This window comes from Streptomyces sp. NPDC058650, from assembly GCF_042717315.1.
GTDB lineage: Bacteria > Actinomycetota > Actinomycetes > Streptomycetales > Streptomycetaceae > Streptomyces.
Genome location: NZ_JBHXRL010000002.1, coordinates 197,160 through 210,638 on the forward strand (window position 1 = coordinate 197,160; position 13,479 = coordinate 210,638).

General features: G+C 73.0%; 9 protein-coding genes. 5 read left to right on the forward strand and 4 right to left on the reverse strand.

Going from position 1 to position 13,479, the window contains the following annotated elements:
• Positions 1-74 precede the first annotated feature (74 nt).
• The 4 genes from ACFWWU_RS04680 to ACFWWU_RS04695 form a co-directional block, all read right to left on the reverse strand.
• Positions 75-1,424, reverse strand: a complete 1,350-nt coding sequence (locus ACFWWU_RS04680; protein ID WP_384138918.1) for a maltokinase — start codon at positions 1,422-1,424, stop codon at positions 75-77.
• A 233-nt stretch (positions 1,425-1,657) separates the two neighbouring features.
• Entirely contained in the window at positions 1,658-3,352 is a 1,695-nt protein-coding gene (gene treS / locus ACFWWU_RS04685) for a maltose alpha-D-glucosyltransferase (protein ID WP_384138921.1), read from the reverse strand.
• Entirely contained in the window at positions 3,349-5,334 is a 1,986-nt protein-coding gene (locus ACFWWU_RS04690) for an alpha-1,4-glucan--maltose-1-phosphate maltosyltransferase (RefSeq protein ID WP_384138923.1), read from the reverse strand. Before ACFWWU_RS04690 ends, treS begins: the two co-directional genes overlap by 4 nt.
• Before the next feature lie 314 nt (positions 5,335-5,648).
• A complete protein-coding gene (locus tag ACFWWU_RS04695) occupies positions 5,649-6,590 on the reverse strand; it encodes an SDR family oxidoreductase (RefSeq protein WP_384138926.1) in 942 nt (313 codons plus the stop codon).
• 118 nt (positions 6,591-6,708) lie between these two features.
• On the opposite strand from ACFWWU_RS04695, the gene ACFWWU_RS04700 reads away from it, so the two are divergent.
• The 5 genes from ACFWWU_RS04700 (at position 6,709) to ACFWWU_RS04720 (ending at position 13,446) form a co-directional block, all read left to right on the forward strand.
• Entirely contained in the window at positions 6,709-7,710 is a 1,002-nt protein-coding gene (locus ACFWWU_RS04700; RefSeq protein ID WP_384138929.1) for an AraC family transcriptional regulator, read from the forward strand.
• Between the two features lie 153 nt (positions 7,711-7,863).
• Positions 7,864-9,294, forward strand: a complete 1,431-nt coding sequence (locus tag ACFWWU_RS04705) for a 4-hydroxyphenylacetate 3-hydroxylase family protein (RefSeq protein ID WP_384138932.1) — start codon at positions 7,864-7,866, stop codon at positions 9,292-9,294.
• Positions 9,291-10,724, forward strand: coding sequence for an MFS transporter (locus ACFWWU_RS04710; protein WP_384138934.1), 1,434 nt, complete (start codon positions 9,291-9,293; stop codon positions 10,722-10,724). Before ACFWWU_RS04705 ends, ACFWWU_RS04710 begins: the two co-directional genes overlap by 4 nt.
• A gap of 183 nt (positions 10,725-10,907) precedes the next feature.
• Positions 10,908-12,014 carry a monodechloroaminopyrrolnitrin synthase PrnB family protein gene (locus tag ACFWWU_RS04715; protein ID WP_384138937.1) on the forward strand — a complete coding sequence of 369 codons (1,107 nt, stop codon included), beginning with the start codon at positions 10,908-10,910 and terminating at the stop codon, positions 12,012-12,014.
• 19 nt (positions 12,015-12,033) lie between these two features.
• The gene (locus tag ACFWWU_RS04720; protein WP_384138940.1) at positions 12,034-13,446 is read left to right on the forward strand and encodes an FAD-dependent monooxygenase; all 1,413 of its coding nucleotides are present in this window, start codon (positions 12,034-12,036) and stop codon (positions 13,444-13,446) included.
• Positions 13,447-13,479: the final 33 nt, after the last annotated feature.

Genomic DNA, 13,479 nt, shown 5'->3' on the forward strand with positions numbered 1-13,479 from the left:
CCCCCTAGGGCTTCGCCCTGGGGGGACCAGCCGTGCGGGGCGATCGCCCACACGGGCAGGACGCGGGCGGGAACTCATGTGGGCGTCGCGAGGCGTTCGATCGCGGACATCGGGACCGGGAGCCAGTCCGGGCGGTGGCGCGCCTCGTAGACCACCTCGTAGACCGCCTTGTCGGTCTCGTAGGCGCGGAGGAGGGCGGGGTCGGCGCGCGGGTCCGCGCCCGCCGCCTCGGCGTAGCCCGTGCAGTACGCGGCCCGGCAGCGCGCCGCCCAGTCCGCGTTCCACGGGCGGTGCGTACGGGCCGCGTAGTCGAAGGAGCGGAGCATGCCCGCGACGTCACGGACCGTGGGCTGTGGACTCCGCCGCTCGTCCAGCGACTTCGCCGGTTCGCCCTCGAAGTCGATGACGGCCCAGCCGCCGTCGGAGCCCCGCAGGGTCTGCCCCAGGTGCAGGTCGCCGTGGATGCGCTGGAGCGCCCCCGCGCCGGGCGCCTCGCCGGCCGCCGCGAAGACGGCCCGTAGCCCCGGTACGTACGGCAGGAGCGCCGGCACCGCCTGCGCCGCCGCGTGCAGCCGCCGGTCCATCGCGGCGGCGAGGTGCTCGGTCTCGGAGCGCCGCAGCCGCCGGGTCGGCAGCGCGTCGGCGAGCGCGAGGTGGACCTCGGCCGTGGCCCGGCCGAGCGCCCGCGCCTCGGTGGTGAACTCCCGTCCGTCGGCCAGCGCGTCGAGCGCGAGCCGCCAGCCGTCCCGGGAGTCCCGGAGGTAGGGCTGGAGGACGCCGAGGGTCGCGGCCCCCGACTCGAACCAGGCGACCGGGGCCGGTACGCGTGCGCAGCCGGCCCGGCTCAGGGCGAGGGGGAGTTCGAGGTCGGGGTTGGCGCCCGGGCTGACCCGCCGGAAGATCTTCAGGATGTAGGAATCGCCGTACACCAGCGAGGAGTTGGACTGTTCGGTGTCGAGCATGCGGGGGGCGAGGGCGGGCGGCAGGGCCGTCGTGGCGTGGAAGTGCAGGGGGCCGGTCCGGCCCGGGGTGCGCAGCCGCTCGTAGAGGAGTCCCGCGAGCCGCGGGTCGCGCAGCCCTTCGTAGACCGCGCGTCCGGCGAGCGGGCCCTGCCGGATCCGCCCGATCAGGGCGGGGGCGAGGCGGGGCGGGAGCTGGGTCCGTACGCCCAGGAGCAGCTGGTAGCAGTCGGCGGGTGTGCCGGCCGGGCGGCCGGGCTGGTCGACCCGTACGAGCAGATGGAGGAGACCGGGTCCCGCGCCGTCCAGGGGCAGCAGCTCGGTGGCCGCGTCCAGCGTGAATCCGATGACCCGGCGGCCCTTGCCCGCGAACCAGCGCTGCCTGGGCAGCCATTCGTGGAGCAGGGGGGCGAGGCACGGAAGGAGGGCGTCCGGGGCCCGGGTGGTGGATGCGGTCTCCGGCATGGCATCGCGTCCTTTCCCCGGGGCGCGCAAGTGGGCATCGTATGCGTTCAAATGCGCAGAGTGTCCCGGATGGCGGCTTGGACTGTCCGGAAGTGCGGGACGTGTCGGAAGGGGAAGATCCGTATGGGCCCGGCAAGAAGGCCCGTATGGACCTGAATCGTGTGTGGGACACAGTGCCCAGAGGGGGACGGGGGAAACCGTCCCACCCCGGACGAATCCGAACTGACCGTCGGTCAGCCCTTCTTGAGACGGAACCAGTAGAAGCCGTGTCCCGCAAGGGTCAGGAGGTAGGGCAGCTCGCCGATGGCCGGGAACGTCACCCCGCCGATCAGCTCCACCGGCTGGCTGCCGGCGAAGCGCCGCAGGTCCAGCTCGGTCGGCTGCGCGAACCGCGAGAAGTTGTTCACGCAGAGGACGAGGTCGTCGCCGTCCTCGCGGAGGAAGGCGAGCACCGCCGGGTTGGACGCCGGGAGTTCCGTGTACGTCCCCGTGCCGAAGGCACGGTTCTGCTTACGGATCTCGATCATCCGCTTCGTCCAGTGCAGCAGCGAGGACGGCGAGGCCATGCCCGCCTCGACATTGGTCACCTGGTAGCCGTGGACCGGGTCCATGATGGCCGGCAGGTAGAGCCGCCCCGGGTCGCAGGAGGAGAAGCCCGCGTTCCGGTCGGGCGTCCACTGCATCGGGGTCCGGACGCCGTCGCGGTCGCCCAGCCAGATGTTGTCGCCCATGCCGATCTCGTCGCCGTAGTAGAGCACCGGCGAACCGGGTAGCGAGAAGAGCAGCGCGGTGAAGAGCTCCATCTGCTTGCGGTCGTTGTCGAGGAGCGGGGCGAGGCGGCGCCGGATGCCGATGTTGGCCCGCATTCGCGGGTCCTTGGCGTACTCGGCGTACATGTAGTCCCGCTCTTCGTCCGTGACCATTTCGAGGGTGAGCTCGTCGTGGTTGCGCAGGAAGATGCCCCACTGGCAGCCGGAGGGGATCTCCGGGGTCTTCGCCAGGATCTCGGAGACCGGGTAGCGCGACTCGCGCCGCACGGCCATGAAGATGCGGGGCATGACCGGGAAGTGGAAGGCCATGTGGCACTCGTCGCCGCCCGAGGGGAAGTCGCCGAAGTAGTCGACGACGTCCTCCGGCCACTGGTTCGCCTCGGCGAGCAGCACCGTGTCCGGGTAGTGGTCGTCGATCTCCTTGCGGACCCGCTTCAGGAAGCCGTGGGTGGCCGGGAGGTTCTCGCAGTTGGTGCCCTCCTGCTGGTACAGGTACGGCACCGCGTCGAGCCGGAAGCCGTCGATCCCCAGGTCCAGCCAGAACTTCAGCGCGGAGAGGATCTCCTCCTGCACCGCCGGGTTCTCGTAGTTGAGGTCCGGTTGGTGCGAGAAGAACCGGTGCCAGTAGTACTGCTTGCGGACCGGGTCGAAGGTCCAGTTGGAGGACTCCGTGTCGACGAAGATGATCCGGGCGTCCGCGTACTGCTTGTCGTCGTCGGCCCAGACGTAGTAGTCGCCGTACGGCCCTTCGGGGTCGCGCCGGGACTCCTGGAACCACTCGTGCTGGTCGCTCGTGTGGTTCATGACGAAGTCGATGACCACGCGCATCCCGCGCTGGTGGGCCGAGTCGACGAACTCGACGAAGTCTGCCAGGTCGCCGAACTCGGGGAGCACTGAGGTGTAGTCCGCGACGTCGTATCCGCCGTCCCGCAGGGGGGACTTGAAGAACGGCGGCAGCCAGAGGCAGTCCACGCCGAGCCACTGGAGGTAGTCCAGTTTGGCCGTGATGCCCCTCAGGTCGCCGACGCCGTCGCCGTTGCTGTCCTGGAAGGAGCGGACGAGGACCTCGTAGAAGACGGCCCGCTTGAACCAGTCGGGATCGCGGTCCTTGGCGGGGGTGTCCTCGAAGGTGTCGGGGACGGGCTCGTTGACAGTCATGATGTGGGTGACCCTCCGGTCTGCGGGGACGGTCGCAGGACGAGGACGTGCGCGGGTGTGACACCCGGCTCTAGGCGCACGTAGCTGGCCCTGCCCCAGTGATAGGTCTCGCCGGTGAGCTCGTCGCGCACCGGCACGGTCTCGTGCCAGTCGAGGCCGAGTTCCGGCATGTCCAACGAGACCGTCGCCTCCTGGGTGTGGTGCGGGTCGAGGTTGACGACCATCAGAACGGTGTTCGAACCCGACCGCTTGCTGTACGCGATCACCTGCGGGTTGTCGGTCTCGTGGAAGGTGATGTTCCGCAGCCTGCGGAGGGCCGGGTGGCGTCGCCTGATCCGGTTCAGGGCGGTGATCAGCGGGGTGATCGTCCTCCCGGCTCGCTCCGCCGACTCCCAGTCGCGCGGCCTCAGTTCGTACTTCTCCGAGTCCAGGTACTCCTCGCTGCCGTCCCGCAGCGCGGTGTTCTCGCACAGCTCGTACCCGGCGTACATGCCCCAGGACGGCGAGAGGGTGGCGGCGAGCACCGCCCGTGCCTCGAACGCGGGCCGGCCGCCCTCCTGGAGGTAGGCGTGCAGGATGTCGGGGGTGTTCACGAAGAAGTTCGGCCGCATCTGCGCGGCCGTCTCCCCGGACAGCTCGGTGAGGTACTCCGTCAGCTCCTCCTTGGTGTTGCGCCAGGTGAAGTACGTGTACGACTGCTGGAAGCCGATCGCGCCGAGCGTCCGCATCATCGCCGGCCGCGTGAACGCCTCCGCCAGGAAGATCACGTCCGGGTCGGCCCGGTTGATCTCGCCGATCACCCGCTCCCAGAACACCACCGGCTTGGTGTGCGGGTTGTCGACGCGGAAGATCCGCACACCGTGGGCCATCCAGTGCCGCAGCACCCGCACGGTCTCCGCGACGATCCCGTCCATGTCGGCGTCGAACGCGATCGGATAGATGTCCTGGTACTTCTTCGGCGGGTTCTCCGCGTACGCGATCGAACCGTCCGGGCGGTGGTGGAACCACTCCGGGTGCTTCTCCACCCACGGGTGGTCCGGTGAACACTGGAGCGCGAAGTCCAGGGCGATCTCCAGGCGCAGCTCCCGGGCCCGCGCCACGAAGGCGTCGAAGTCCTCGAAGGTGCCCAGGTCCGGGTGGAGCGCGTCGTGCCCGCCCTCCGGGGAACCGATCGCCCACGGCACGCCCACGTCGTTCGGGGACGCCGACAGGGAGTTGTTCGGGCCCTTGCGGTGGGTCTCGCCGATCGGGTGGACCGGCGGCAGGTACACCACGTCGAAGCCCATCGCCGCGACCGCCGGGAGGCGTTCCGCCGCGGTGCGGAAGTTGCCCGGGACCGTACGGCCCTTGACCTTCCGCACGCCCTCCGAGCGCGGGAAGAACTCGTACCAGGAGCCGAACAGGGCCCGCTCCCGCTCCACCTGGAGCGGCAACGCGGGGGAGGAGGAGAGGAGTTCGCGCAGCGGGTGGCGGTCGAGGGACTCGACGACGCGCGGGGCGAGCGCCGCCGCGAGCCGGACGGCCGCCGGGCGGGTGACATCGCGCAGCGCGTCCGCGGCGGCGAGCACGGCCTCCCGGCCGCCACCCTTCTTCGGGACGCCCTTCGCGGCCCGCTCGTGCAGTTCGGCCCCCTCGGCGAGGACCAGTTCGGAGTCGATCCCGGCCGGGATCTTGATCTTCGCCGTATGGCGCCAGGTGGCCATCGGGTCGCTCCATGCCTCCACGGTGTACGTCCACGGGCCCTCGGCGTCCGGGGTGACCTCGGCGCCCCACCGGTCGGTACCGGGGGCCAGTTCGCGCATCGGGGTCCACGGGCCGGGGCGGCCGGACGGGCCGCGCAGCACGACATTGGCGGCGACCGCGTCGTGACCCTCGCGGAAGACGGTCGCCGTCACCTCGAAGGTCTCTCCTGCCACCGCTTTCGCGGGGCGCCGGCCACAGTCGACCAGCGGGCGTACGTCGAGTACGGGAATGCGTCCCATGAGCGGATTCACAGCATCACCTGACGGGTTACGGGGGTGCGGGTGGTGGTGCGCTCTTTCTAGCTCCGTCGACGGCCGACGGGTTGCGGGCATGGCCGCTCCTGTCCGCGTTCACTCGAATGGCGGGTGCACAGGGAGTACGGGATCTCCAGGGGTCCGGGGGCGTACCGGAGGAGCCTTCCCACGGTTCTCGGGTGGGCAATCCGGCGCTTTGTTAACTACTCGGGCGTAGGCGTGCGGGCAAGAGCGCGGGCAGGACAAGTACGAGCCCCGCCTCGGGAGAGGCGGGGCTCGTACTTCGGGCGCGCGGGGGGTCAGCGGCGCCGCGAACCGTCGGGTTCCTCCGCGTCCGTCGACCAGACCTGCCAGGGCTGGCGGGCCACCCACTCCTCCACCGGGGCCGGTTCGAGCGCGAGCGCCTCCGCCGACACCCCGTCGTCGCCCGCCATGAGCAGCGGATCCGCGGAGCTCGCCATGTAGTGGTAGATCCCGGCCACCCCGGCCGCCGCCGCGGGACCGAGGAGCCCGGCGAGCCCGTGCTCGAAGTCGACCGGATCCAGCTCCTGGTAGCGGACGGCCCGGCCCAGGCCGCGGCCGAAGGCGGCCGCGAGCTCGCCGCCCGTCAGCTCCGCCGCACCGCCGATGTCGAAGGTCCGCCCCTCCAGGTCCTCCCGGGTCAGCGCCGCGAGCGCCGCCTCCGCCAGGCCCCGGTGCGAGATCCACGCCGTCCGCGCCGACTCCGGCAGCGGATAGGCGAGCACGCCGTCGTCGACGAGGGCGGGACCGTTCCACGGCGAGAAGAGGTTGTCGAGGTAGACCGGCGGCCGGATGACCACGAGCGGCACCCCGCTGTCCCGCAGCACGCGCTCCGCGAGGCGCCGCGTCTCGAACGCGGCGAACCCCGTCGGGCCGTGCGGGACACGGGTGTTGGTGTTGAAGACGAGCCGGATCGTGCCCGCTTCCAGGGCCGCCGCCGCGATGCTCCGCGCGTACGCCTCCACCCGCTCGGGGTCGTACACCAGCGGCATCGTGACGAACGCGTGCGTCGTCCCCTCGAAGAGCCTCCGCACGTCGCCCGGCCGCCCCAGGTCGCCGGCGAGGAAGAAGGCGCCGGGAAGCGGCGGCCGGTCGGCCTCCGGGCGCCGCGTCATGGCACGGACCCGGTGGTGCCGCTCGGCCAGCAGTCGGGCCACCGCACCGCCCTGGAAACCGGTCGCGCCCACGACCGCCACCCGCATCGGAATCTCACTGGACATGTGTTTCTGAGGCCCTTCGATAGGCTGTCGCTGCTGTCGTGTCGGCTGCCTTCCAGGCTCGTCGCGGCGGCTTCGGATGTTCAATTAACAAACCGGGGCGGAAGTTGAAGGATCGTCCATGGATACCGTGGGAACCGACCGTCACGACCACCGCGACCAGCGCGACCAGCACGAGCGCGGTGCCGAGCACGAGGACCTGCTGAGCGAACTACTGAAACCCCTCCGGCTCACCGGAGTCTTCGACAGCCGCTGGCACGTCCGCGCCCCCTGGGCCATCGAGGGCGACGCCGAGCGCAGCTGCGCCGTCCTCCACTACGTCGTCGAGGGCGACTGCTGGATCACCACCGACGGGGAGGCCTCCCTCGAACTGCACGCCGGGGACCTCGTCGTCTTCCCGACCGGCACCGCGCACCGCCTCTCCGACCGACCCGAGCGGCAGGGCGTCCCGCTCAAGGCCGTCCTGCCCGAACGGCAGCCCGGCACCTCCGGCGAGATCGTCATCGAGGGCACGGGACCCGAGGCCCGGCTGCTCTGCGCCGGACTCCACTACGACGCCAGCGCCGCCACCGGCCTCTACACCTCGCTGCCCTGGGCCCTCGTCCTCGACGGCGCCCAGGTCGACCGTGAGCCGCTGCTCCGCGACACCCTCCGGCTGCTCGCCGCACCCGACCGGCCCGTGGGCCCCGGCGACCGGCTCATCACCCTGCGCGCCTTCGAGATGGCCCTCGTCCTCGCGCTCCGCCCGCTGCTCCGCGAACTCGCCGGCAACCCCGCCTCGCTGCCCCTGCTGCGGCACCCCGGCATCAGCCGGGCGGTGGTGATGATGGCGACCCGGTTCGCCGAGCCCTGGACGATCGACTCCCTCGCCCGGGAGGTCGGCATGTCCCGCTCCGCGTTCACCGCCGCCTTCCGCGAGCTCGTCGGCGAGTCCCCGGCCCGCTACCTCGCCGCCCGCCGCATGCAGGAGGCCGTACGGCTCCTCTCCGAGACGTCGCTCCCGCAGTCGGCCCTGCCCGCCCGCATCGGCTACCAGAGCGCCGTCGGCTTCCACCTCGCCTTCCGCAAGTGGTTCGGGGTGACGCCGGGCGAGTACCGCGCGGGGGTCGTCAGCGCCGCCTGATCCGCGGGGGTCATCCCGAGGGGTGTCCAGGCGGCGCGCCGGGCCTGGACGGTTCATAAGGACCCCTGGACGGACGTTCATTGCCCGGACGCTCCTCGCCGGACAGGCTCGGGACGGCAGAGCCGTGACACCCCGAGGAGAGGCGAGCGACCGGTGACGAGGTCCGGGCAGGAGTATCTGGAGGCGCTGCGGGACGGGCGCGAGATCTGGCTCGACGGGGAGCGCGTCAAGGACGTCACCGCGCACCCCGCGTTCCGGGCCTCCGCGGCCTCCTTCGCCGGTCTGTACGACCTCGCCGACGATCCCGTGCACCACCCCGTCCTGGTCCAGGGCGGGGTACGGCGCGCCTACGCCGTACCCCGCTCCTACGAGGACCTGGTGGCCCGCCGCCGGGCCTTCCGGACGACGGCCGAGGCGAGCTACGGATTCCTCGGCCGCACCCCCGACTACCTGGCCGCCGGCGCGGCCGGGTTCGCCGCCGCGCCCGCCGTCTTCACCGGCGACACCTTCGACGGCGCGGAGCACGCCCTCGCCTTCCACCGCCGACTCGCCGAGGGCGACCTGCACGCCGCCTTCACCCTCACCAACCCCGCATCGGGCCCCGGCGAGGACGACCTCACGCTCCGGATCGTCGGGGAGCGGGACGGCGGGATCGTCGTCCGCGGCGCCAAGACCATCGGCACCGGCGCCGTCTTCGCCGACGAGATCCTCGTCGGCACCATCGAACCGCTGGCCGACGACGACACCGAGCACGCCGTGACGTTCTCCTTACGGCTCGACACCCCCGGCCTCAAGCTGATCTCCCGCACCTCCTACGAGGCGCGCTCCCGGTCCGTGTTCGACCACCCGCTCTCCTCCCGGTACGACGAGAACGACGCGATGCTCGTCTGCGAGGACGTGTTCGTGCCCTGGGAACGGGTCCTCACCTACCGGGACCCGGCCACCACCGGCGCCATCTGGTGGCGGACGCCCGCCTACCTGAACTTCGTCCACCAGTCCGCCACCCGCTTCTGGACGAAGCTGGAGTTCCTCACCGGCCTCGCGATCCTCGTCGCCCGCTCCCACGGCACGGAGAAGCTGCCGCCCGTCACCCAGGCCCTCGGCCGGCTCCTCGGCATGGTCGCCCAGGCCAAGGCCTTCGTCCTCGCCGCCGAGGCCTCGCACGAGGAGGTCGACGAGGGCCGCGGCGGCGTCAGGCCGGGCCAGGAGATCTCCTTCGCCCAGCGGATCATGGCCGGCGAGCTCTACCCGCGCGCCCTCCAGGACATCAAGCTCCTCGCGGGCGGCGCCCTCGTCCAGCTCCCCGCGAGCGGCCGGGACCTCCTCCACCCCGAACTCGGCCCGCTGGTCCGGCAGTACTTCCGCGCCCCGGGCCACCCCGCCGAGGACCGCCTCAAACTCCTCAAGCTCGCCTGGGACGCGCTCGGTTCCGAGTTCGCCGGCCGCCACGAGCAGTACGAGCGCTTCTACCACGGAGCCCCGCACGTCTACCTGACCATGCAGACCTGGGCCGGTTCCGCCGGGGAGTGCGAGCGGCTCGCCCAGGCCTGTCTCGACGGCTACGACCTGGGGACGACCCGGTGACGACACCACGACCGGGGCCGCGGCGCGGGGCACTCGCGCTGCTCGCCTCCACCCAGCTGCTCCTGATCATGGACACCGCGATCGTCAACGTCGCCCTGCCCTCCGTCGGCGCGGACCTCGGCTCCGGCTCCGCCGGCCTCTCCTGGGTCGCCAACGCCTACCTGATCACCTTCGGCGGACTCCTCCTGCTCGGCGGACGCGTCGCCGACCTCCTCGGCCACCGGCGGGTCTTCCTCGCCGGACTCGCCCTCCTCGCCGCGGCCTCCGCCGTCGGCGGGCTCGCGCCGAGCGCCGCCGTGCTCGTCGCCGCCCGCGCCGCCCAGGGCGTCGGCGCCGCCCTCGCCGCGGCCGCCGCCTTCGCGCTGCTGCTCCTGCTCTTCCCCGACGGCCCCGCCCGGCACAAGGCGCTCGGCGCCTTCGCCGCGATGGGCGGCCTCGGCGGCGTCCTCGGCACGGTCCTCGGCGGCGCCCTCACCGACCTCCTCGGCTGGCGCTCCACGTTCTGGCTGAACGTCCTGCTCGCGGCCGTCCTCGCCGGCCTCGCACCCCGGCTCCTCGACCACCGCGCCGGCCGCTTCCGGCCCGGCGGCTTCGACCTCGCCGGGGCGCTCACCGCGACCGCCGGACTCGGACTCGTCGCCTACGCGCTCGTCGGCGGGGCCGAGTCCGGCTGGACCTCCGCCCCTACCCTCGCCGCCGGCGGAGCCGGACTCGCGCTGCTGCTCGCCTTCGCCGCCGTCGAGACCCGCGCCGCCGCCCCGCTCGTCCCGCCCCAGGTCCTCGGCCGCCCCGCGCTCCGCCTCGCCAACGTCCTGGCCGCGCTCGCCCAGACCACCCTGTTCCCGATGTTCTTCCTGGTCAGCCTCTACCTCCAGAGCGTCCTCGGGTACGCGCCCCTCGGCGGCGGCCTCGGTCTGCTGCCGCTCTCGCTCGTCGTCGTCGCGGTCGCCCCGCAGACCGGCCGGCTGATCTTCCGGCTCGGCCTGCACCGGGTCATGACCCTCGGCTTCGTCCTGCTCTGCGCCGGGACCCTCTGGCTGGCCCTCGCGCTCACCGCCGACGGCACCTTCGCGACCACGGTCCTCGCGCCCAGCCTGATCGTCGGCGCCGCCTTGCCCCTCGTCATCGTCACCACCAACGTGGCCGCCACGGCCGAGGCCGCCCCCGACGAGACCGGACTCGCCTCCGGACTCGTCAACACCAGCCAGCAGTTCGGCTCCGTCCTCGGCCTCGCCGTCCTGGTGGCCGTCGCCACCTCCCGTACCGGGGCCCACGGCGCCGCCCGCGCCGTCGCGGAGACGGCCGGCTTCCGCGCCGCGCTGCTCACCGGCGCCGCCTTCGCCGCCCTGGCCGCACTGCTCTCCGTACGCCTCCACCTCCCGGAGCCGGCCCCGTCCCCGGAGGCCGCCCGGGTACCGGACCCCCGCTGACCACCCGTACCTCACGTGAACGATGCCCACGACCACCCGGCGAGTGAGCCGAAGGGGCGCGCGGCTGTCGAAGGGGAGAGCGCGCGGAGGTCCCGAGGAACGAGGGATCGAGCACGGTCGACCGTAGACAGCCGCACCAGCGCCCCGGAGGCGAACCGAGCCCCAAAAGAAGAGGACAGTCCTGTGCTTGGCGACCCGCGCCATCGGACCGAGGACATACGCGCCGCCGACCCGCTGGGCGCCGACGCCCTGCTCGCCGCGGTGCCCGCGATGAACGCCCGGGCCGACACCGCCGCCCTGACCGTCGCCCTGCGCGCCCTGGTCCCCGATCCGGACCGGGCCGCGCAGTGGTGCGTCGGGGCCGCGCTGGCCGCGATGCGGGACCTCGGCATCCTGCTCGGTTCGCTGAAACGCCACGGGGTGCAGCCCCTCGACGCCGTTCCCGAGGCGCTGCCGGTCCTCGAACTCCTCGGCCGCCGGACGGACATGGTGCCCCGGGACACGGTCCACCACTACACGACCTGGAACCCGGTCGGGCGGCGCCGCCGCTCGTACACCGGCCATCCGGCCGAGGCCCGGCTCCAGGAGTCGGTCCGCATGGTCTTCCCCGGGCTGGTCGCGGCGGTCGACGACTGCTCCCGGGTCGCCCGGCTCGAACCGTACGACCCCGGTTTCGCCGCCGCCCTGGACCGGGTCGCCCGCCACGTACGGGCGATGGTGGACGCGATCGACCTCACGGTCGCGCAGGTCTCCCCGGAGTACTTCGCGGTGACCCTGCGGCCGTACTTCGAGGAGGTCGAGGTGGCGGGCCGCGACTACCTGGGGCCGGCCGCCGCGCAGGTCCCGCTGTGGCTCGTCGATCTGACGCTGTGGCAGTGCGACCGCTCCGACGCCGCCTACGACACCTTCCTGGCCGAGTCCCTGCCGTACGCGCTGCCGTCCTGGCGGGAGTTCCACGCCCTCCACCGCGGCGGGGTGTCGGCGGTGAGCAAGCTGTCGGCGGCGGTGAGCTGGGAGAGGGCGGACCGGCTGCCGCCCGAACTCGTGGCCTCGGCGGCCGCGCTCGGCCGGGTGCTACGCATCCTCAAGACGTTCCGGGCCCGCCACCTCGGCATCGCCCGCAAGGCCTACAGCGACGACGTGCGCCTGTACGAGGAGGGCAGCGGCGGCGCCCCGATCGCGCTGCTGCGCGCGATCCTGGACCTGACCAGGGAGAACGAGACCATGGTGCGCCGCGCGACCGTGCGGCGCCGTCCCGCCGGGGCCCCTGTCGGGCCCGCGGTCGCCTAGCGACGCGAAGGAGCTGTCGATGAACCTCCCTGCTTCCTCCCACGGATTCTCCCCGGCCTTCTCCCATGCTTCCTCCCTGTACGGGCGGAGCCCGCACATCGTGATCGCCGGCGGCGGCATCGCCGGGCTCACCACCGCCCTCTCCCTGCACGCCGCCGGATTCGAGCGGGTCACGGTCGTCGAGGCGGCGGCCGCGATCCGCCCGGTGGGCGCCGGGCTCAACCTGCTGCCGAACGCGGTCCGCGAACTGGACGCCCTCGGCCTGCTCGACGCGCTGGAGCCGGGCGCCCTGCGCACCCGCGAGCTGCGCTACTACCACCGCTCGGGCGGTCTGATATCCCGCGAGGCGCGCGGACTCGGCGCGGGCTACCGCTGGCCGCAGCTCTCCGTGCACCGCGGGCACCTCCAGCAGGTCCTCGCGGGCGCGGTCCGGGCCCGGCTCGGCGCGGCGGCGCTGGTGACCGGGGTACGGGTGAGCGGCGTGGAGCCGCTGCCGGACGGGCGGCCGCGGCTGCGCCTGGAGCACCGTTCGGGGGCCGTCCGGGGCCGGGCCTCGCTCGAACCGGACGTGCTGGTGGGCGCGGACGGCATCAGATCGGCGGTACGGGCGGCGCTGTATCCGGGTGAGGGCGGGCCGCCGTGGAACGGGACGCTGGTGTGGCGGGGGGTGTCCCGCATGCCGGCGCGGGCGGTGGGCTCGTTCATGCTCATCGCGGGCGACGACCGGCAGAAGGCCGTGGTGTACCCGATGAGCCGGCCGACGGGGCCGGGGCGGGAGGTCCTCGTGAACTGGGCGCTGGCCCGCCCGGCGGAGACCGCGCGGGCAGGGTCCGGGGCGGGTGCGGGGGCGGGTTCCGGGTGCGGGGCCGGGTCCGGGGACGAGCGGTTGCGGGGCGACTGGGACCGTTCCGTCCCCGTGGAAACGTTTCTCCGCTTCTACGAGGGCTGGGAGTTCGACGGCGTCAGCGTCCCCGACATCCTGCGGGCCGCCGACTCCGCGCACGAGTACCCGATGGTCGACCGCGAGCCCCTGGAGCGCTGGACCCACGGCCGGACCACCCTCGTCGGCGACGCGGCCCACGCCATGTACCCGACCGGCTCCAACGGAGCCACCCAGTCGATCGTCGACGCCCGCGCCCTCGCCCACGCGCTGGCCCGGCACGACGACCCGGCCGAGGGCCTCGCCGCGTACGAGCGCGAACGCCGCCCCGCCATGACCGCGCTCCAGCGCGCCAACCGCCGGCTCGGCCCCGAGGTCGTCATCACCCTCGCCCACGAGCGCGCCCCGCACGGCTTCACCGACATCCACGACGTCGTCCCGGCCGAGGAACTCGCCGCCGTCGCCCGGCGGTACGCCGCCACCGGGGCCTTCGACCCGGACACGGTCAACCAGGGCTCCCCGTACGAGGTACGGCTCCCCGCCATCGGCTGACGCGCGCCGCGCCGACCCGCCCCCCGTGCGCCG

Excerpts from the sequence above, each read along its gene's own strand:
- ACFWWU_RS04720 (WP_384138940.1), top strand. The coding sequence starts at position 12,034 with ATGAACCTCCCTGCTTCCTCCCACGGATTCTCCCCGGCCTTCTCCCAT.
- treS (WP_384138921.1), bottom strand. The coding sequence starts at position 3,352 with ATGACTGTCAACGAGCCCGTCCCCGACACCTTCGAGGACACCCCCGCC.
- ACFWWU_RS04700 (WP_384138929.1), top strand. The coding sequence starts at position 6,709 with ATGGATACCGTGGGAACCGACCGTCACGACCACCGCGACCAGCGCGAC.
- ACFWWU_RS04680 (WP_384138918.1), bottom strand. The coding sequence starts at position 1,424 with ATGCCGGAGACCGCATCCACCACCCGGGCCCCGGACGCCCTCCTTCCG.
- ACFWWU_RS04690 (WP_384138923.1), bottom strand. The coding sequence starts at position 5,334 with ATGGGACGCATTCCCGTACTCGACGTACGCCCGCTGGTCGACTGTGGC.
- ACFWWU_RS04695 (WP_384138926.1), bottom strand. The coding sequence starts at position 6,590 with ATGTCCAGTGAGATTCCGATGCGGGTGGCGGTCGTGGGCGCGACCGGT.